This is a genomic window from Streptomyces sp. NPDC029138 (genome assembly GCF_055564375.1).
Map to the genome: position 1 here is coordinate 1 of NZ_JBVHWM010000080.1, position 19,526 is coordinate 19,526.

The 19,526-nt window shown below is 68.4% G+C and carries 15 protein-coding genes and 3 pseudogenes; 6 read left to right on the plus strand and 12 right to left on the minus strand.

Annotated features, from left to right (window positions below; translation table 11 throughout):
* Positions 1-335, minus strand: a 335-nt coding sequence (locus tag ACZ4WH_RS38270) for an IS5 family transposase (RefSeq protein WP_468189688.1), incomplete at its 3' end; no start/stop codon positions are given.
* Positions 336-397: 62 nt separating this feature from the next.
* Between ACZ4WH_RS38270 and ACZ4WH_RS38275 the strand changes: the two genes are divergently transcribed.
* Entirely contained in the window at positions 398-1,654 is a 1,257-nt protein-coding gene (locus ACZ4WH_RS38275; RefSeq protein WP_468189690.1) for an MFS transporter, read from the plus strand.
* A 22-nt stretch (positions 1,655-1,676) separates the two neighbouring features.
* On the opposite strand, the gene ACZ4WH_RS38280 is transcribed toward ACZ4WH_RS38275, so the two are convergent.
* Positions 1,677-2,491, minus strand: a protein-coding gene (locus tag ACZ4WH_RS38280) for an IS5 family transposase (RefSeq protein ID WP_468189692.1) whose coding sequence is annotated in 2 segments (ribosomal slippage) — positions 1,677-2,149 and positions 2,149-2,491 — 816 coding nt in all. Because the reading frame shifts where the segments join, the coding sequence is not laid out codon by codon here.
* A 127-nt stretch (positions 2,492-2,618) separates the two neighbouring features.
* On the opposite strand from ACZ4WH_RS38280, the gene ACZ4WH_RS38285 reads away from it, so the two are divergent.
* Together ACZ4WH_RS38285 and ACZ4WH_RS38290 are read left to right on the plus strand one after the other, a co-directional pair.
* The gene (locus ACZ4WH_RS38285) at positions 2,619-3,776 is read left to right on the plus strand and encodes an IS701 family transposase (protein WP_468189694.1); all 1,158 of its coding nucleotides are present in this window, start codon (positions 2,619-2,621) and stop codon (positions 3,774-3,776) included.
* Between the two features lie 666 nt (positions 3,777-4,442).
* Positions 4,443-5,882, plus strand: a complete 1,440-nt coding sequence (locus ACZ4WH_RS38290) for a serine/threonine-protein kinase (protein ID WP_468189696.1) — start codon at positions 4,443-4,445, stop codon at positions 5,880-5,882.
* Between the two features lie 13 nt (positions 5,883-5,895).
* Here the strand turns inward: ACZ4WH_RS38290 and ACZ4WH_RS38295 are convergent.
* From ACZ4WH_RS38295 to ACZ4WH_RS38310, 4 genes and pseudogenes are all read right to left on the minus strand, one after another.
* Positions 5,896-6,027 (minus strand): annotated as a pseudogene (locus tag ACZ4WH_RS38295) (IS5/IS1182 family transposase); the annotation flags it as partial.
* Between the two features lie 133 nt (positions 6,028-6,160).
* Positions 6,161-6,367: a hypothetical protein gene (locus tag ACZ4WH_RS38300; protein WP_468189698.1), complete on the minus strand. Its 207-nt coding sequence runs from the start codon at positions 6,365-6,367 to the stop codon at positions 6,161-6,163.
* Between the two features lie 353 nt (positions 6,368-6,720).
* On the minus strand, positions 6,721-6,996 hold the full coding sequence (locus tag ACZ4WH_RS38305; RefSeq protein WP_468189700.1) for a hypothetical protein: 276 nt from the start codon (positions 6,994-6,996) through the stop codon (positions 6,721-6,723).
* A gap of 328 nt (positions 6,997-7,324) precedes the next feature.
* Positions 7,325-7,866 (minus strand): annotated as a pseudogene (locus ACZ4WH_RS38310) (transposase); the annotation flags it as partial.
* 64 nt (positions 7,867-7,930) lie between these two features.
* On the opposite strand from ACZ4WH_RS38310, the gene ACZ4WH_RS38315 reads away from it, so the two are divergent.
* Positions 7,931-8,368, plus strand: coding sequence for a glutaredoxin domain-containing protein (locus tag ACZ4WH_RS38315; RefSeq protein ID WP_468189702.1), 438 nt, complete (start codon positions 7,931-7,933; stop codon positions 8,366-8,368).
* Between the two features lie 1,139 nt (positions 8,369-9,507).
* Here ACZ4WH_RS38315 and ACZ4WH_RS38320 read toward each other — a convergent pair.
* Positions 9,508-9,891, minus strand: a complete 384-nt coding sequence (locus ACZ4WH_RS38320; RefSeq protein ID WP_468189704.1) for a hypothetical protein — start codon at positions 9,889-9,891, stop codon at positions 9,508-9,510.
* 488 nt (positions 9,892-10,379) lie between these two features.
* Between ACZ4WH_RS38320 and ACZ4WH_RS38325 the strand changes: the two genes are divergently transcribed.
* Positions 10,380-11,657: an MFS transporter gene (locus ACZ4WH_RS38325; protein ID WP_468189706.1), complete on the plus strand. Its 1,278-nt coding sequence runs from the start codon at positions 10,380-10,382 to the stop codon at positions 11,655-11,657.
* 164 nt (positions 11,658-11,821) lie between these two features.
* On the plus strand, positions 11,822-13,126 hold the full coding sequence (locus ACZ4WH_RS38330) for an MFS transporter (protein ID WP_468189708.1): 1,305 nt from the start codon (positions 11,822-11,824) through the stop codon (positions 13,124-13,126).
* A 172-nt stretch (positions 13,127-13,298) separates the two neighbouring features.
* On the opposite strand, the gene ACZ4WH_RS38335 is transcribed toward ACZ4WH_RS38330, so the two are convergent.
* The 5 genes and pseudogenes from ACZ4WH_RS38335 to ACZ4WH_RS38355 all read right to left on the minus strand — a co-directional run bounded on the left by ACZ4WH_RS38335 (position 13,299) and on the right by ACZ4WH_RS38355 (position 18,553).
* A complete protein-coding gene (locus ACZ4WH_RS38335; RefSeq protein WP_468189710.1) occupies positions 13,299-13,517 on the minus strand; it encodes a DUF6207 family protein in 219 nt (72 codons plus the stop codon).
* Positions 13,518-13,543: 26 nt separating this feature from the next.
* Positions 13,544-13,588: pseudogene (locus ACZ4WH_RS38340) on the minus strand (hypothetical protein); the annotation flags it as partial.
* A 216-nt stretch (positions 13,589-13,804) separates the two neighbouring features.
* Complete coding sequence (locus tag ACZ4WH_RS38345) at positions 13,805-14,107, minus strand: hypothetical protein (RefSeq protein WP_468189712.1); 303 nt, start codon at positions 14,105-14,107, stop codon at positions 13,805-13,807.
* A gap of 863 nt (positions 14,108-14,970) precedes the next feature.
* Complete coding sequence (locus ACZ4WH_RS38350) at positions 14,971-15,690, minus strand: dienelactone hydrolase family protein (RefSeq protein WP_468189714.1); 720 nt, start codon at positions 15,688-15,690, stop codon at positions 14,971-14,973.
* Between the two features lie 442 nt (positions 15,691-16,132).
* Positions 16,133-18,553 (minus strand): alpha-L-rhamnosidase-related protein, encoded by a 2,421-nt coding sequence (locus ACZ4WH_RS38355; protein WP_468189716.1) that lies wholly within the window; start codon positions 18,551-18,553, stop codon positions 16,133-16,135.
* Positions 18,554-19,526: the final 973 nt, after the last annotated feature.

A 19,526-nucleotide genomic window follows, 5' to 3' on the forward strand; every position in this document is an offset into this window, starting at 1 on the left:
TTTTGACGGGCCCCGGCGGCGTGCTGGTGGGCACGGACGATGGTGGAGTCGACCGCGACGACCCAGTCGAGGTCGCCTTCGGCGTCGGCCTGGGCGAGCAGGGCGGTGAAGACCTTCGCCCAGGTGCCGTCGGCGGCCCACTTCCGCAGGCGGTTGTGGGCGCCCTTCCAGGAGCCGAAGTGCTCGGGCAGGTCCATCCATGGCGTCCCGGTGCGGTACTTGAACGCGATCGCGTCGATCACCTGCCGGTGATCCCGCCCCCGCCCTCCCCGCTTCGGAGTCCGGTCCGGCAGCAACGGCTCGATGCGTGCCCACTGGGCGTCAGTCAACGACACACCAGACCAACGATCCGATGATCTGAAGGAAACGGCCTAGCGATGAGACTGCTGAGGCGACTATGAAAGCCAGCGGTGTCCCGAGCCCGAGAGAAGGTGACGGGGGGCAGGCGCAGGTTCGGCTGCCTAGGGCTTACGTACTGTGGCTCGTCGGGATTCTGGTCTCGCTCGTGGGCAATGCGCTCTTCTACTTCGCTCTCGGCTGGGCGGCCAGTGCGTACGGCGGGAGTGTCGCGGGGCTGGTCCTGAGCGCAATCACGCTGCCGCGTGTTCTGCTCCTCCTCGTCGGGGGTGCGGTCAGCGACCGTGTCAGCGCGCGCCATGTGCTGATCACCGGCGACGCGGCGATGCTGGTGTTCTCCGTCGTTCTCGCGGCCGTCGCCTACTCCCTGGGTGCTCCGCCCTTGTTGCTCATCGCGACGGGCATCGCGATCGGTGTCGTCGACGCGTTCTATCTACCGGCCTCGGGATCCATGCCCCGTCGACTGGTACCCAAGGCCCAGTTGCCTCGCGCATTGTCTCTACGCCAGGTCGGCGGCCAGGTGATCAACATGGGAGGCGGTCCGCTGGCCGGTGTGCTGGTCGGCCTGGCCGGGTTCGCGGGCGCCGCTGTCGTCAACGCGCTCACCTTCGCCTTCACCCTCGTCGTCCTGATAGTCATCCGCCCGCAGCACGACGCGCCACCGGCCCCAAGGTCGGACGGTCTTCTCAAGGAAGCCCTGAGTGGGGTGAAGGTGGCCTTCTCCCATCCGGTGCTGCGCCCGGGACTGTGGCTCACCGGAGCGGCGGCCGGTTTCCTGTTGCCGGTGATGTCCCTGCTGGTCCCCCTGCTCGCTCGGGAGGAGCAGTGGAGCGCGGGATCCGCCGGGCTGGTGCTCGGCGCGCAGGGAGTGGGCATGGTGGCGGTCACCCTGGTGGTCGTGAAGCGCGGGCCGCTGGGGCGGCCCGGCTTGCTGGCGGCGAGCGCGCTCGTCCTGGCGGGTGCGGGCGTCCTCGCGCTTGGGCTCTCCACCAGCGCGACCGGAGCCACAGCCGCCGGCCTGATCATCGGCGTCGGTAACGGCACCTTCTCCGCACACATCGCGCCGCTGGTGCTCGCCTCGTCACCCGACACCCACTTGTCACGCATCCAGGCGGTGCTCGTCCTCGTGCAGAGCCTGGCCCTGCTGCTCATGAACAACGTGCTCGGCGCACTCGTCGACCTCGAAGGCGCCACCGTCATCGTTGTCGGCTGTGCCGTCCTGCTGATCAGTGTTGGGCTCGCAGGTCTGACCTCCGGCGAGCTGCGAAACGACCGAACGGGATTGGCACAGGGCTGATCTGAACCATCGATGGGAGCTGCTACGGCAGCGCTTTCAGACGCCGCCAACAGATCAGAGTACAGCCGAGGATGAGAAAGGCCTCGTGAACGTCATCGCGTATCTCCCAGCGGATCCGAAGCCGGCGGAACCAGTGCAGGTGGGCGAACGCGCGCTCCACAACCCAGCGTTGAGTTCCCAGACCGGAGCCGTGCGCGGTGCCGCGGCGGGCGATCAGTGGCTTCACGCCGAGGTCCCAGACCAGGCGGCGGTATTTGTCGTGGTCGTAGCCGCGGTCGCCAAGCACCGCGTCCGGGCGACGGCGGGGTCTGCCGCGCTTGCCCCGTATCGAAGGAACGGCTTGCAGAAGAGGGACGAGCCGGGTGACGTCGTTGCGGTTGCCGCCGGTCAAGGTGGCGGCGAGCGGGATGCCAGTGGCGTCGGTGATCAGGTGATGCTTGCTGCCCGTCCTGCCCCGGTCAACGGGGCTTCGTCCGGTCTTGGGTCCCCTTTTAGCGCCCGAATGTGGGAGCCGTCGACTGCCGCCCGAGTGAGGTCCAGGGCGTTCGCGCTGCGGAGTTTAGCGAGGAGAACCTCGTGCAGCCGGGGCCAGACCCCTGCCCCTGTCCACTCGGCCAGGCGGCGCCAGCACGTCATGCCCGAGCCGAAGCCGAGTTCCTGAGGAAGGTGCTCCCAGGCGATCCCAGTGTGCAGCACGAACAAGATGCCTTGGAACACCAGCCGATCCGGATGCCGCTTACGTCCCGGATGCACGGCTCGACGCTGAATCTTGGGCAACAGTGGTGCGATCACCGCCCACAGCTCGTCGTCTACTTCCCACGGCTTCGGCCGAGCCACTTCGCACCCCCGGATCACCTGTCCCGGAGTGATCCAACCACTTCGAAGATCATTTCGTTAGGAGTTCTAACACGACAACGACACTTCGTGACTACGGTCCGAGTGTCTCGTTGTCGTAGGTGTGGTAGTGGGGGTATTTGACGGTTGGTCAGGGCTGTTTGATGAGTTCGTGGGGCGGTTTGCTGGACGGTTCGGCCGCGTTGAGCCTCGACGCCGGATGCGGTCCTACCTGCTGGGACTGCTCAGCGAGGTTGAGCGGAAGAACGGCTGGACGCTGGCCGAGGCGGTGGGTGACGCCGGTCCGCAGGGAATGCAGCGTCTGCTGAACTCGTACTGCTGGGATGTCGATGGTGTCCGGGATGACGCACGCGCCCTCGCGGTAGAAGAGCTGGAAGACGGGGACGACGGCGTTTTGGTCGTAGACGAGACGGGCTTCCTGAAGAAGGGCCACAAGTCCGCCGGTGTGGCTCGCCAGTACTCAGGCACGGCCGGACGGATCGAGAATTCTCAGATCGGCGTTTTCCTTGCCTATGCCTCTCGACATGGACGGGCCCTGGTGGACCGGGAGTTGTATCTCCCGAAAGGATGGACCTCCGATCGTGAGCGGTGTCGCGCGGCCGGCATTCCGGACGGTGTCGAGTTCGCCACAAAACCTGCCCTCGCTCGTCGCATGGTCGAACGCGCTCTGGCAGCGGGGGTTCCGTTCGGCTGGGTGACCGCTGACGCGGTATACGGAGGCGACGGGCGGTTTCGTCTGTGGCTCGAATCGCGGGACATACCCCATGTCTTGGCAGTGACGAAGTCGCAGGCGGTCGTCTCGATGGGGTTGCTCAAGGAGCGGGCCCACCACCTCATCGCACGGGTGCCTGATGGCGCCTGGAGATCGCTGAGCTGCGGGAACGGTGTCCGAGGTCCGCGCATCTACGATTGGGTGGCCGAGCCCATTCGGCCCCTGCGCCGTTCAGGCTGGGACCACTGGCTACTGGCTCGCCGGAGCCGGTCGAAGCCCTCGGAGATCGCTTACTACATCTGTTTCGCCCCCGAAGGCACCGCCTTCGAGGAGTTGATCCGCGTCGCCGGCTCCCGCTGGTCGGTGGAGGAATGTTTCCAGACCGCGAAGAACGAGACCGGGCTGGACCACTACCAGGTCCGCGGCTACGAAGCTTGGTACCGACACATCACCCTGTCCATGACCGCCGCTGCTTTCCTCGTCATCCTCCGCCGCGCCTCCCAAAAGGGGGCTCCGAATCCGGCGAGAGACCGGCTTCCCTTCCCCTCACGGTGAATGAAGTCCGGAAGATCTGGAACCGTATCGTGCAGGAGCCGAAGGTTTCACCGAAACGGGCAGAGAAATGGTCGGTCTGGCGACGAAGAAGCAGCGTGAGGGCCCGCATCAGCCACCACCGAAGACGCGGCCATCACGAAGTGTCGTTGTCGTGCTAAAGGGTCACGCAGTGCCCCCATGCATCCGCTGATCATCCAGCGTAGCCACACCACACAAGCTGAGCCAGAACCGGTAGTCGGGTACATAGCCAGCCGTCGGGTGGGGAAGTCTTCATGGCCGTCGACCGGCCGCAGCGGCGGCAACGGTAGCGACCTTGGTCGGTGCCGTCCTCGGCGTGCGTGCGGGTTTCCCGGCGTACCGGGCCTACCGTCCGACAGGCGGTGACGGTGATGTCCTGGCCGCCCAGTGCTGAGCCCCGCTCCCGGATGCCGACGAGCCGGTCCTTCGCGAGTGCATGGAAGGCCTGCTGCGGATGGTGCTGCCGTCACCCGCCCGGATCGTCTCCCGGCCGCCGCGCAGAGAACGAGAGACGTGGGCGTCATCCTGGGCTACCTGTTCCAGCGGGACTTGGTGCAGGGGTACTCCAGCACCTCAGGGGTACGCGGGTGCAGTGCCCCCTTGTGGGCGCACCTGTGGGCAGCACCTGGAGAAGCAGTGGGAGATGAGATGAGGCTCCGCCAGTCGGCTCTGGCGCCGTTCCGGTGTTCCGCACAAGTGCTGGGCGGGCGCTATCGCCTGGACACGGTCATCGGTTCGGGTGGCGCCGGCGATGTCCACCGTGGCTTCGATCTGCGTCTGCAACGACCGGTGGCCGTCAAGGTCTTCCGCGCCGGTACCGGTGGCGACATTGAGGACGGCTTCCACAACGAGGCGGTGATCCTTGCCCGGTTGCGGCACCCCGGGCTGGTCACCGTCTACGATGCCGGTCGGCATGACGGACGTACCTACCTGGTGATGGAGCTGATCGAAGGCCCTACGTTGAAGGCGCGCATCGCCGCGGGTCCCCTGGCGCCCGGGGAGACCGCTGCCCTCGGGGCCGACCTCGCGCGTGCTCTGGCCCACGCGCACGAGGCAGGGATCGTTCACCGTGACGTGAAGCCCTCGAACATCATCCTGGACGCGTCCGGCCGCCCCCACCTGACCGACTTCGGCATCTCCCGGCTCCTTGACGCCACCACCCGTACCACCACCGGCACTCTCATCGGCACGGCCGCCTACCTGTCTCCCGAGCAGGTGCTCGGCCGGCCCGTCGGCCCGTCCGCCGATGTCTACGCCCTCGGGCTGGTGCTCCTCGAATGCGTCACGAGCCGACTCGAATATGACGGTGCCCCGTTGGAGGCCGCGATCGCGCGGCTCCACCGGCGGCCCGAACTTCCCGAGTCCCTGCCGGAGGAGTTCGCAGCCCTGCTGGGGGAGATGACCGCCCTGGAAGCCCAGGCCCGCCCATCAGCCGACGACTGCGCCCGGGTTCTGGCCACCCTGGCCGACACCATCGGTCGCAGGCCCGTCCCACCTCCGGCTGACGTCACGAGCCTGGTTCCCGAGCAGGTACCGGCGTGGGCCGACCTCACACACCCGCACGCGCCGGACGTCGATGGCACGGTCGCACCGAAGGCCGCGCCCGCGCGCGGACGCCACCTGATCGCCGGTACGGCCGCCGCGCTGGCGGCTGCCGTGGCCGCCACTGTTGCCGTATCCGACGGATCTGCGCACCACGAAGCGACACGCGCGGTGAGCAGCCCCTCCGCGAAAGCCGACGCACCAGGCGCGTCCGCTCCCAGCGACGAGGCGGGATCTGTCCCTGCCAAGCCCTCCCCTCGCGACGTCCCCGCCGGGCAGCTTCACGACCCCAGTCCCGAGCAAGCCTCCGGCCCCGCCCCCACTGTCCCGAGCCGGGAGCCGGCAGCCGACACAGGCGCCCACGGCACCACGGGCCCACCCGCAGGCAACACCGCACAGGGCACACCAGCCAGTGGGGTCGCCCGAACGTCCGATACGGCATCGCGTGGCAAGAGCGGAGCGCCCCCCTCCAGCGAGCGATCCGACAAGTCCCGGAACGCTGACGAGGTTCGTCAGAAGATGGCCCGGAAGAAGAATGCGGACTGACCAAGACCGCGTCCTATGTGGTGAGGCGGAGGAGTCGCTTGTAGCAGCAGATGGCTGCGGCGAGCGCGGGAAAGGCGAGGTAGTTGCGGGGATGGCGCTCGTAGCGGTGGTTGAACCGGCGGTAGCCGGTCAGCCAGGAGAGGGTGTCCATCACCGCGAGTCCCGCGATGTCGAGACGGGCGCGGCGATCCACCCAACGGTGGACCGGGTGCCGTCACCCCATACCCACCGCGCCGGGTGCACCGGCCGGACTGGTTGCCCAGCCGTGCGTCGACCGGTCAAGTGATCGCCGGCCTGGTCCCGTCAGGCAGCGCGCAGGCGTCGCCGGCGTAGGGGCGTGAAACGATCTGTCCGCCGGCGGCCGTGCAGTCGTCTCTGGAGATGTTCGGAGACGAGGCGGCCTCGGCGCTGACAGCGCCGACGGCGCTCACGCCGGCAAGGGTTGCCGCGGCCAGGGCGAGGCCCAGGATTCTTCGCATGCGCATGACTTCCTCCTCCTCTCAGGCGCCTTCGTTCGGCCTTCGGGAAGGACAAGTCTCAAGACGACGGCGCCCTCTTACTCAGCATGGACGCTCCGCATGAGGCCCGCGAGGCGAGGCTGGGGTGCCGCCCGGGCGGTGACTGCCCGGCCTCCCGGAGAGGCATGATGTCACCGACCTCGACCGGCCGCATCGGTACGTCGCGTGCGCGTCGGTAGGAGCGGGGCGACGTCGATGTCCTTGGCGTCGAGACTGCCCACCGAGGCCGCGTTGTGTCCGGGCAGGCCGGGAGGTCGAGGAGGAGACGGGCTGTACCTGCCTCCGACCGGTGCCGGCGGGCGGCTGCCGCGCGCGGTCCTCTAACGCGGTTCGTGGGCCGCCGCCCGGCAGGCACCGGTCGCGGCGCCGCCCGCCACTCCGGCCTCGGTCAGCCCGGTCACACAACTCTGCAGGTCTCCGACCACGCCACGGGTGCAGGCCGCTGTGACGGAGTCGGAAGCGGTGGCACCGGCCAGTTCGGCCATCTGTGTGCAGGCGGGGATGTCCGCCCGGACCGCGGGAGCGGCGAGGACCGCACCGCCGAGGGTGAGGGTCAGGCCGGTGAGGGCACCGGCGATACGCGTCGACGTGCGCATGGGACGCACCTGCCTTCCGGGTTGGTCGCGCGGTCCTGGTCACGGCGGCCGGATCCACGAGGTAAGGCCGCCAGGCCGAAGGAGAGAGTCCCGGACCGGATGAGACACACTCGGACCTCCACTCGCGGGCCCCTCACTCCAGCGTCGCATCCTCTCGCCCGCCCGTCCTGGGCACGCCGGGGGCGGCCGCGCTGAGTAACTGCGATTGCGCGAAGCGCGGTAGCCGGCCCGTCCGGCCGACCAGGTGGATCGCACGGCCCAGCGTCCCGCTCGGCCTGTCCCGTGCACACCGCCGGGCGCGGCTCGGCCGGGGAGGCGGCCGACTTTCGACCACCCGGCGGACCTGGGCGGCGGTGGCCTCGGCGATGTCGCCGGCCGGGCTGAGACGGATGGCGTCCAGGAGCCGACACCAGGACGTGCGGGCCCGATTCCAGGGCGGCTACGAACGAGTACGGCCAGCCGGGTATGAGCTGGTCCGAAGACCGTCCGATGTGGCCGTAGACGTGGCAGAACAGGCGGTCGGCGCTGGGGGGAAGCGTCGGGGCGGAGCCAGTTGCTGATGTCGACCGCGAGGACCAGGCGGCCGCCGGCGGCCTGCGGCACGGGCAGGCCGGCCAACACCTGCCGCAGCCGGGGCACGTCGATGTTCCCGCTGTTCATGGCGTCGTACATCGCGCCGTGCCCGCGCCGGTGCTCGGCCACCGACGTCAGGTCCACCGGCGCCCTCACCGGCCCGTCCGCAAACAGCAACGCATCCATGAGGTCGAACAGTTCATTGACGCGAGCGGTCAGACAGTTGCATAAGTCCTCCCGGAAGCCTGACGCTTTCACGAGCGCTTCCCCTGGACCATGATCAGGCAGCAGACTCATGCGAACACCCAGGTGAGCGGCCTGGCTAGAGGAGCGTCTCGACTCATCGATAGCCTTTGTCATCATGATGCGCGCTTGGATCCTGCCGATGCTGCTTGTGCTCTGCGGCTCAGCCGTCGCAACTGGGCTGGTATTCAAGGGGAATCCCGGTACAGCCGTAGCACTCCTGCTGGCATTCCTGGCGCTCGCAGGCGTGAACTCGCCCTTGATCTTCCCGAGGTCGATCGGTGCGCGGGAGGCACAACGTCGCAGCGTGGCCGACGGTCGGCCAGTCGTCTTCTGGCGTCCGGGCTGCAAATACTGCATGCGACTGCGTATCCGGCTGGGCCGCAGCGCCCGCCAGTTGCATTGGGTCAACATCTGGCTTGACCCGGCAGGAGCTGTAGCGGTGAGGGCAGCCAACGAAGGCAACGAGACTGTGCCGACCGTCGTCGTGGCGGGCCAGCCACACACCAACCCCGATCCCGAATGGGTGCGCGAACAGCTCCCCCCTTTCGCATGATCAGAAACCGCCTTGCGGAGGCGCCCGCAGACCCAAGCGGACAGAGGTTAGGAGACAAGCTCAGAGCAGGCGGGTGATGTGCCGTTCCCACGGTGCAGCCCAGTCGCTGTGCCCTTCGTCGCCGGGGCGAGGGGGCGGTGTCAAGGTCCTCGGGGAGGGTGATCTCTTCGGGCGTGTACGTGCCGTCGCTGAAGTAGCAGGTCCATACGACCTGGCGGGCGGAGTCGATGACGACGGCACTCACGGCACCGCCGTCGGCGAGGGCGCCTTCGTCCACTGTGGTGCGTCCCGTCTCGATCGCCGTGCTGCGGAGCACCTGGACGGCCATGCCGTGCGGGCGGGCGGCTCTGGCCGGTCAGGAGGTAGAGCGCCCATTGGGTGCTGACAGCGGTCTCGGCAGCCGCGGTCCCGCGCAGCGTCACCGACTTACCTGATGACCTCCGCATACATCAGGTGCACCGCCTTGGCGGCTGCGGAAGTGGGTGCGGGCGCATTCGGGGTGGCGGCACTGCCGCTCGCTGAAGCCCAGGAAGCTCATGCGCGTCTCCGTCTCGCGCCACACCAGGTCACATACCTGTGCCCGGAAGGCGCCCCGCTTCTGGATGGCGTCGCTGACGAGGTCCCACATGCCTACGCATGCGACCATCAGGCCGCCGGGAAGACGCTTCGCGACTGCCACCAGGTCCGGGAAGCGGTCCTGGATCAGCGCGCCGCGCCGGGACTGAGCCTACACTGGCTCAGGGCCACCGTCGGGGGTGAGGTCCAGCGCCCGGGGTGCCCGTCCAGCTTCAACTCGAAGGCGAGGTCGCCGGGTAGCGCGCCGCGCGCGGGCAACTGATCCCCGCATCGGCGTCACCGGGAATCGCAGCTCGCTGGGTCCGGTCTACGGCCACGGTCGCCGCCCTGCGACCCAAGGAGCGTCCAGAGGAAGGTCGCAGGCTCGGGGTACTGCCTCTGGGGCGCAGCCCGTCCACCCTCACGTGGACACGCGGCCTGGCGAACGTGGTGGCCGGCACCTGGGGAGCAGCGCACGGCCACGTCGCGTGGCGGCCGGAGTGCAGGCGGGACACGGGGGCGCGGCCGTGTCGAACAGGCGGTGACACGTGTGCCGGAAACGGCCGGTCCCCCGCTACGGCGTATCAGTGGGCCAACAGGACCGCGGCGGCCAGCGTGACGAGCACGGAGGCGCCACAGAATGCGAGGTGTGAGCGCGGATAGTCGTACCGCTCGCGCGTCACTCCGTTGTTGATCTCCTGCGCCCACACCGCGAACAGCTTGCGAGTCGGGTACATGCCGATGGTCAGCCCGATGAGCGCGAACGAGCACAGGACGAGCATGTCTGCCAGGGGGAAACCGCGCCAGGATCCGAACGCCACTGCTCCAGTGCCGCACACCACCCAGATGAAGGGGTAAACGGCCCAGAACCTCTGGATCGGTATCCATTTCGCCATGGCGGCGCAGTGGATCACCAGGGCAGCGACAGCCAACAGCCACGGCCAATCCGTGGTGACCGACGTGAACACGGACTTCCCCCTCAGTCACTTGAACCCGCAAAGAGTAGCAGCGAGGTGAGAGGTAGTTCGTTGGCCGGCGTCGGCAGTGCCGTCGACCCAGCACCTGCCGCTTCGCTGCCGGGGCCACGGTGGGCAGGGTGGGCGGGGCGGCGCGGCCGAGGGGGCGAGGGTCCCTTCTGAAACCGCCCCGGCGTGCGTCTTTCGGTCACCTCTGGTGAGTGACCGCCGCTCACACCGTCGACCGCTTGCGAACCCAGGGGCGCACGTGCGGCCGGTGACGTCAGGTGGGGGAGAGGTCGGGGCGGTATTCGAGCAGTGCGCTCTTCATCGTTGGGGCAGGCCCCGCCCTTGCGTGCTGGTGGCCGAACTCCCCGTTGGCTGACGCGTGGTGATTGGTCTTCGGGGAGGTCGAGGTGTCGGCCGACTCCGGTCACTGCCGTTCGGCGCGCGGCTACTTCTGCACTAGGGTGCTCGCTGCGCTGAGCCCTAGGGAGATCATGAAAGCCGCCGACGAGTCACCGACGCCGATCAGCACGCTGTTGAAGATCGCGAGTTTCCGGCGGTTCGTGTCGGCCAATCTCATCTCGGCCACAGGGTCTGCGATGGCCCCTCTCGCCCTGGCCTACTCTGTGATTGAGCAGGGCGGAGGAGCGGGGTCCCTCGGGCTGGTGCTCGCCACGAACACCGTCCCCACGATCGTGTTCCTGCTCGCGGGCGGCTTGTTCGCGGACCGCCTGTCCCGCAGTCGGCTCCTCTTCGTGGGGAATCTGCTGGCCGCCGGGGCACAGGGTGCGCTGGCCGTCACCGTGGCCACCGGACATGCGACGACAGTGTCGATCGCAGCGTGCGCCTTCGTCTCGGGAACGGCGGCGTCGTTCATCGTGCCGGCTGCGCAGGGCGCCGTCGCACAGATCGTTCCGGAGCAGCATTTGCAGCAGGCCAACGCGTTGCTCAGGCTGCCGAGCAACGCGGTCAAGGTGCTGGGGCCGGTCGTCGGCGGTGTCATCGTCGCTGCCAGCGGCGCGGCATGGGCACTGGCTTGGGACGCGTTCACGTTCGCCGCCGCGGCCGTCCTGCTTCTCGGCCTGCGATTGGATGCCCCGCTCGTTGCACCTGGCGGTTTCCTGAGCGACCTGCGGGTGGGCTGGGCGGGCTTCTGGTCGCGTACCTGGCTGTCGACCTACACGGCCGCAGGCGCGGTCCTGGTCGCTGCTTGGTTGGCGGGTTTCCAGCTTCTCGGCCCGCTCGTGGCCGCGGGGGAGTACGCCGGGGCCCGCGACTGGGGCCTGATTCAGGCGGCCTTCACGTGTGGTCTGCTGGCGGGGACCCTCCTCTGCCTGCGCTGGAAGCCGTACCGACTGCTCACGGTCGCGGTCGTCGCCGGTGGTGCTCTGGCGCTCCCCTTGGCGGCCATGGCCTGCACGGTGCCACTGGTTCTCGTCCTGCTGGCCGCCGCACTGGCCGGGGTCGGGCTGGATGTCGCGATCGTCGCCTGGACCACTGCGTTTCAACAGCGTGTGCCTCAGGCGGAACAGGGCCGCATGAGTGCCTTCAACGGTGTCGGGGAACGCCTCGCCATCCCCGTCGGTTACCTCATCACCGCCCTTGCGGCCCACTCATGGAGCAGCCAGGCAGTACTGCTGACCTGCGCGGGAATGATCGCTGCTGCGACCGTCCTGAACCTCTGCGTCCCGGACGTGTATCGCATCAACCGACTGACACCAGACGATCAGCCGAGAGCCACAAACGGGCATCGCACGGTAGAGCAGGCGTAGCGGCCACCACGACGACGGACCAGTTCTCGCCTGCGAGCTGTCCCCAGCGGGCGGCGGTTACGGGGCTGATGCCAAGAGCTTTGAGATCACTGATCGCTCAGTCTCCTTCAGCCGGTGGCTGGTTGAGTATGTGTCATCTGCTTGGCGTCCTAGAGTTCATTTTCATGGTGATCACTTCGGGAAGGTCAGCGCTGTGGCTTGACCAGCGGTTTGTTCTGCTTGCTTCGGCTCGGACCATCTCGGTTCTGGGCAATGGGTTCGCTCGGGTGGCCTTGGCCTTCTCTGTGCTGGCACTTCCCGGAGCCAGCCCCGGGAGGCTGTCGCTGGTGCTCGCCTGCCAATCGCTGCCCCAACTGGTGTTCATCCTGCTCGGCGGTGTGATCGCTGACCGGATGTCACGATCTCGCCTCATGGCCATCGCCGATGGCGTCGGGGCGTTCGCCTATGCGGGACTGGCCGCAATGGCCTTGACCGGGCATGCACCCTTGGCTCTGATGTGCGCGCTGGCGGTGATGGCGGGGCTGGCGACCGCTCTCTTCGCGCCGGCGATGGACGGTGTCGTGCCGCTCGTGGTCCCTGCGGACCGTTTGCAGCAGGCCAACGGTCTTCTGCGGATGAGCACGAACACTTGCCTCTTTCTCGGGCTGGCGCTGTCGGGTGTGGTCGTCGCGTGGGTCGGTGCAGGTTGGGCCTTGGCCCTGAACGCCGTCTCGTTCGTGGTCAGTGCGGTCCTAACGGGCCGCCTGCGGTTGCCCGCAAGGCCGGTCAAGACGTCGTCCGTGTGGACGGACCTGAGTGAGGGCTGGCAGGAGTTTGCCTCGCGGCAGTGGCTGTGGGTGGTGGTCGTCCAGTGCACGGCCGTGGTGGCCGTCTTCAGCGCGACTCTCGGAGTTCTGGGGCCGTTGGAGGCCCAGCAGCATCTGGGTGGGGCCAAGTCCTGGTCGATCATCGTGGCCGCCCAGGCTCTGGGAGCCATCGCCGGGGCCGGACTGGCTGTGCGGGTCCGGGTCAGCCGACCGATTCTGGTCGCGGTCATCGCCACGTTCCCGGCAGCTCTGCCCATGGTGTTCCTGAGTACCTCGGCACCGGTCTGGCTGATCGCCGCCGCCATGTTCTGCGCAGGTGTGGCCAGCGACGTCTTCAATGTTCTCTGGGCCAGCACTTTGCAACGCGAGATTCCTGAACGGGTTCTTTCTCGCGTCAGTTCCTATGACCTGTTCGGATCTCTGGCTTTCGCCCCGCTTGGCCTGCTCGCCGCTGGCCCTGTTGCTCAAGGTGTCGGTTCGGGCACGGCGCTGGCCGGTTGCGCAGCTGTCGTCGTACTCGCCACTGTTGCTGCCCTGGCGTCACCCCAGGTCCGGGCGCTCCGGCGCACCGCATCCCCGCTCCAGGTATCTGCAGTTATAAGCGATCACACTGGCGAAGAAGTCGCCCCTGATCCCTGCTGGTCTGAGACGCCGCGCACGTGAGACACCCGTGAGGCCGTCATCTCGGTGCCGCGCCTGGAGCGCAGCGTCACCCATCCCGCCTCCACGCAGACGAGGGCCCGGAATCCGTCCCGCTTCGGTTCGGCCGCCCCGCCCGGCGGCAGATCTGGCGCGGGCGCGGGAGTGCTCGGCATCGACTCCGGCAGCGTCCACGTCACCGCCCATGCCTTCCACGCAGACCATGAACCAAGCGAGTGACATGAACTGACCTGGCCATGTGCCGACGAAGCCCCAATCTCGGCAGGCCGGCAGTGGGCCAGACGGTTTCGGGCGCCTGGTTGTCGAGCGTTTCGCGCAGGTCGACGTAGCAGCGCAGCCGCACACCGGGCCGCCCCGGCTCCCCGGGGGGGGATCCGTGACCGAGGTCGCCCACCGCGCTGCGATCGCCTCCTGAGACACTAGGGCCGTCTCATCGTCGCCGGCCGCGACGTCCGCGACGATCAGCCCGGCTCCGGCATGTGCACTTCATCGAACGGTTCCGGGCATGGCCAGATGACGCACCCACCGGGTCGATTCTGACTACCCGCCGCTGGCAATCACCCGTGAAAGCAGCCACCGCGTTGGCGCTGACGGCCGATACTCAGCTGCCGGGGAGGGGGAAGCGGCTCTGAGCTTCCAGCCCCTGCCGCCGCCGAGCCTCAACAGCGGCCGTCGCCCCACTCACCGACCGGTCTTCTGGGACAGCGCGAGCTGGTCCTTGACCCAGGGGTCGAACACCGCGAGTCGCTGCTTGGACGACGGGTAGAAGGTCGCCAGCTGGTCCTCGATCCACGGGTCCGTGGGCTGCCGGGCGGCATGGTGGCAGTCGGCGAAGTGCTGAGTGCCACCCGGTACGCCGACAGTCGGATGGTGCTCGGGTGTCTGGGACGTGGTCGCCGTCGCGGGACCGCTGCCGATCGCCATGGCGCCTGCGGCGAGCACCGTGGAAGCGCCGACGATCGCGATCCGTCCGGTCATGTGCATGATTTTCTCCTTCTTACCGGGCCGCCACGCCCTGTCCATCTCGGCGGGACAACGCGTGACACGTGTTCCCGGCAGTGGTGCAGTGCGGCCAGACGGCGCGCATACCCGTTCTTCATACCCCGCACACTTACGGGATATTTCAGACACCGGAACCCTGTCCGTATCCGCTCACCAGCGGTACCGACTGCACACTCTGTGTGTCCGGGTTGGGGCTGACCTGCACAACGCGGACTGGAGCAGGTGCAGGGTGGGCATCAAGCTCTCGGCGTGCTCCTTGTCCGGGCCGGTTAGGGTGCCGTCCTTGCCGTAGCGGAGCACGATGTCGCGCTGTTGCCGTTCTGACGACTGATGGTCTTCCGGCGGGCCGAGCCCACACGGACGGCAGAGACCGACATGGGGCCAGCCTCTGCCGTGTTCAGTGATCCGGGTTTCCGGGATGAGAGCTTCGCCGTCGCGCCCGCTGTACCGGACGCATTCTTGCTACCACTGGTCGGGCAAGTCGGCGTGGTCGCTGACGATGAGCTGGTAGGCACCGGCGGGGTCGGCGGCGAAGTCGTGCATGAGGGCGCACATCTTCTGGGCGGCTTCACGGTCGGCGACGATGGCGATGCCGGAGGCGCTGGTGGCCGAGCACCGCCCCGACCGGCCGGTTGACCGGCCGGCGCCCGCCGATGGCCGGTACCGCCGCGATCGGCGCGGTCGCGCATCCGCCGGCCACCGCTGTCGAGGAAGGCCGCGGCCTGCCCGCGATGGGCGGCGGCCTGGCCGACACCGCCCATCGAGGAGGGCCGCGGCCTGCCCTCGATAAGCGGCATCCTGGCCGACCCCGCCTAGCGTCTAGCGACCGGCCTGACGGCCCGGCCTCACTTCAGGTGCCGGCCGAAGAACCGGTCCCCGTCGTCCACCTCGAACCACGGGGTGCCGGCGTGCCCGCCCATGTTGGCGTGCAGCGTCTTCTCCTTGGTGCCGAAGGCGTCGAACAGGTCCAGGGCCCGCTGCCGGGGGTTCCCTTCGTCGTCCCACTGGAGCAGGAACAGCAGCGGAATGGTGACCTGCCGGGCCTCCTCGCGCTGGGCGCGGGGCACGTAGCCCCCGGCGAAGAAGCCGGCGGCCGCGATGCGCGGTTCGACCACCGCCAGCCGAATGCCGATGGCGGTCATCCCCGAGTAGCCGACCGGGCCGCCGATCTCGGGCAGCGAAAGGAGGGCGTCCAGAGTGGTCTGCCATTCCGGGACCGCCTTCTCGACCAGCGGGCCGACGAAGGACTCGAAGATCTCGTCGACCGGCTCGCCGGCCGCCATAGCCCGGCGGAGGTCGGCGCGCGCCTGCTCATCGGCGGCGGAACGGGGCCGGTCCCCGTGCCCGGGGTGGTCGATGGCGGCCACCGCGTAGCCGTACGCCGCGGACTGCCGGGCCCGGGCCACCAGCCGCGGCTCCCGCCTGTGCAGGCCGCCGTTGTGGCCGATCAGGATCAGCGGGGCCGGTTCGGACCCGGACGTCCACAGGGTGCCGGGGATCTCGCCGAGGGTGAATTCGCGCTCGAGCAGGCCGTCGTCGAGGCGCTGCTCAGAAGTGAATCGCATGGTCGTGCCTTTCGGGAGTGCTCTTGAACGGCGCTCCCGGACGACCTATCGCCCGACCGTGACCCCGCAGGGGAGCACCCATGTCGATACGTTCACGGGTACCACCTCCTCGGTCTCTCGCACGGCCTCCGGAAAAGTAGCAGTGGTCGCCGTGGTCCGCCAACGGGTTTTTGCGGAGGCTCCGTGGCCGGAAGCCACGGAGCCACTCGCCTGGGGTCTGTTGCGAAATGGACTGCGGACAGGGACGGTCAGGTTCGGTGCTGCGGATGGTGTGAAGCAGACCAGGCGTTCATACCCCGCAGCCCTTTTCCGAGTGGGCCGGCCCGTCCCGCCAGGACGAGATGCAGCATCGCGGCCCCCGACGAGTGGTGACCACCACCAGCGGGTGCTTCGCCGCTCGTCGGGGGCGCTGCCGGCCACGGCCGGGCATGGCGAGGATGCGCTATCCGTTGCGAACGGTGGTGAACCGGTAGGTACCCGCGCCCAGATCCGAGACGGTGACGCGGCCGTTCGCCACCCGAACGTCACCCTCCAACGCCTTGGACCCGTCCCAGAGGACGCGCCCTCGGCTCCGGACCATCATCTGGCGGCTGTCTCCTGGGAGCGCGACGGTGCCCCGAGTTCCGGCAGGCACGAGAACGGTCAGCTGGAAGGTCCTCTCGGAAGCCTCCCACGAGACCCTCAGCGGCCCCTGCGGAGTGGGCAGTTGGCCCTGAGCCCAGGCCACATCCCCCGGATGAGGCCGCACTTCCCACGTGGCATAGCCAGGTGAAGTCGGCCTGGCTCCGAGCAGTTGATGCGTCAGAGCCGGCAAGACACCTGTGGACCATCCGTGGGCCATGCTGGTGTAGGCGCCCTCGTACAACGACCCGCCGGGGCCGATGCCTTCCCAGTGCGTGATGCCGGGATCATGGCTGTCCATCCAGCCGTAGGTCCGCCGGATCTGATCGAGGGCGGACTCTGCCCGACCGGTCTCGAACCGCGCCACGATCTCGGGGTACGACGTGAAGGCGTACACGCGCTGTGAGGCATCGCCGAAGAGGGTGTCGTTGTCCATGAAGGCGTTGCCGTAGGGCCGTTGGGTGGTGGCATCGAGGTGCGACAGGGCCGATGCGGCGCGGGCGCTGTCGGTGACGCCTGCGGTGATGGCGAGGGCGTTGCCGTCCTGTGCATGACGCACCGGCCCGGTCGCTGAATCGAGGTAGGCGCCGGCGTCGTCGTCCCACAGGTGGGCGTTGATCGCCTCCTTCACTCTGTCTGCCCGACGAGTCCAGCGATCCGCATCGGCCGCATGGCCCAGCCAGCGTGCCAGCCGTGCCGCGTCGTTGAGGGCCTGGACGTAGGCGGCGTTGTAATAGGTGATTCTTCCCGTGCGGCCCAGGAAGGCGTAGTCGCCGTACCCGCCTGTGTTGTTGAGGCCCTTGCTGAGCAGCCCGGCGTCGTCGGTCACACTCGGATACCAGACATCAAGCACCTTGATCAGATGCGGGTAGTAGCGGGCCGCGTAGGCACGGTCCCCGGTGTACAGCACGTAATCCCAGCTACAGGTCACCCACCACAGCGGATAGTCGAACAACGGGAGTGTGTAGTCGGCTATGGACGCCGGAGGTATCCACCCGTCGGCACGCTGGTGCTCGGCCAGATCGGCCAGGACATCCCGCGCCGCGGCAGCCGCCTCGTCGTGGGTCAGGTACAGAGTCCGCGCCGACACGGCCAGGTCGCCGACGTAGGGGTCCCGGTCGCGCTTGGCCCCGTCGTGCAGCACCAGTTTGCCCTCGAGCGACCGGCTCCAGGCGTTGCGGGGATCGACATCGTCTTGGCGGAAGGTGTCGGTGACCAGTTCGTTGGTGTAGGAAGCGCCGTACCAGTAACGGTTGAGATCGTCGTCGGAGCACAGGAACCATCCGCGGTAGGTGCTGGGCGTGCCCAGGTAGCCACTGAAATCGAGACTGACGGAGTCGATCTCCACCGTGCCCCAGGCCTGCGCAGCGGGAGCATCGGTCGCCAACGCGTCAAGCGTGATCTTGAGATAGCGGAAGCCGTGCAGGCCGTCCGCATAGACCTTGTCCCCGTGCTGGAAGCCCTTGCGGTCGACCCAGTCGGCGCCCGCGGCCGGCACGGCGAACTGGTCGGTTCCCTGGCCGGCCCCGCCGGCCTGGTCGGAGCGGGTGAAGTCGGACCGGTCGGTCAGAAACTGCCTGGTCTCGGAGAAGGCGAGTCTCACACCTGGGGAGTTGTCAGAGGCCGAGGTGAAACGGATCCGCGGGAACCCCACGACGACTTTGCCGAAGTCCACTGTGACACTCGGCGCCGCGACCGGGGCGATGGGCTCGGGCCACACTTCGTTGACGCGGGTGAAGGCTCCTCGGGGAGTGTCCTGCACGTCCGTCACGGTGATACGGACCCTGGTGGTGCTCACCGGCGTCGTGAAGGGAACAGCACACTGGATGACATCGTTGTCCTCGACCGCTGCGACGTTCTGCCAGGAGTCGCCCCGCCAGACGTCGACCGTGAAGTCGGCAGGAACGCCGTCGCTGTTGGAGACGAGCGTGATCCCCCTCAGTTCTCTGGCGGCAGGAAGGGTGATGGTCAGCGTGTCCGGATAGGCAGCCACCGTGTCGTCGTTCCAGAAGGTGTCGGGGTCGCCGTCGATGGCGTTGCCGGCGTCGTAGGTGCGTGGCTGTCCGTCGTTGCCGTTGTTGCCCGCGTGCGACGACGAGGCCTGTGCCGTGGTTCCGTCGGGCCAGCGGGGCGGTGGTGAAGGCTCCTCGCGGTGGAGAATCGTGCGAGGGCCGCCGGCTCTCAGCAGCGCTTCGGCGTTTCGGACATCGCCCGAGGTGGCAAGTACTCCGATCGGCCGCACGGTGGCGGAAGAGGGGGCCTGTACGTAGCGCTGCCACCCTCGCCCCATCCGGGGCGGCCTCGAAGTCGCTGCCGCGGGGTTTGCCTCTCCTGCTGTCGGCGGTGTGGACGCGTGCGCGAGCGGAAGGCCGGTTGCGGACAGGGCCACAGCGCCTGACCCGGCAGCGACGATGGCGCGCCGACTGGGTCCTGACGGGGGAGTGTTCTCGGGAGTACCGCTCGACGTCATGGAGTGTCCCATCCCTCATGGCTGGATTGAAACGATTCATTCCCGGTGTACGACGTGACGTTATCTCCGGACCCGCCTCCGGTAAAGACGTTGTGCAACTGCCGCTGCAAATGGCCATGGCAGTGCGCGGCGCGCCCGAGAGATGATCCCCGGCTTGTCCTGCCGCTGGATGCCGCCGGGTGTCCTGCCGCTGGGTGCCGCCGGGCGCGCGGTTCCACATCGGCGGCATCATCGGCAAGCGTCGTGGTGAGAGGCTGGGGTCCATCGGCCGACTTCGTCCGCGAGAGCGGCATGCTCGTCGGTCCGTCGCCGAACCCGTCGGCCGCTCCCTCCAGAATCTCGTGGCGATCATGTCCGCCTGGCAAGCGCGGACTTGGCCTCACCCGGATGCGGGAGGGGCTCGACATGACCACGTTCGGCGGGCGCCCGGTCTTCCACGTGTTCGTGGCCCTCGCCGAGTTCATTCGCGAACTCCTTGTGCAGGGCACCGCGTGGACCTGGAGGCCGTCCGCGCCCACGGCGCTCGCCTTGCGGAAGCGGGCGCGGAAGGCTGACGGCGTGACGTCAGGGTGGGTGCGTTGCCCCGATAGGTCGAGGTCTTGGTGACGGCCACCGCCGTCCGCGTCCCGTCGTGGCCGCCGGCGCCGCTCAGGCCCATGCCGGCCGGACTGAGCCGTGGCTACGTGCCTTCATCCCGCCTGCGGACGGGGACGACAGCGCCTCGTCCTGAGCGTCGCATGCGCCT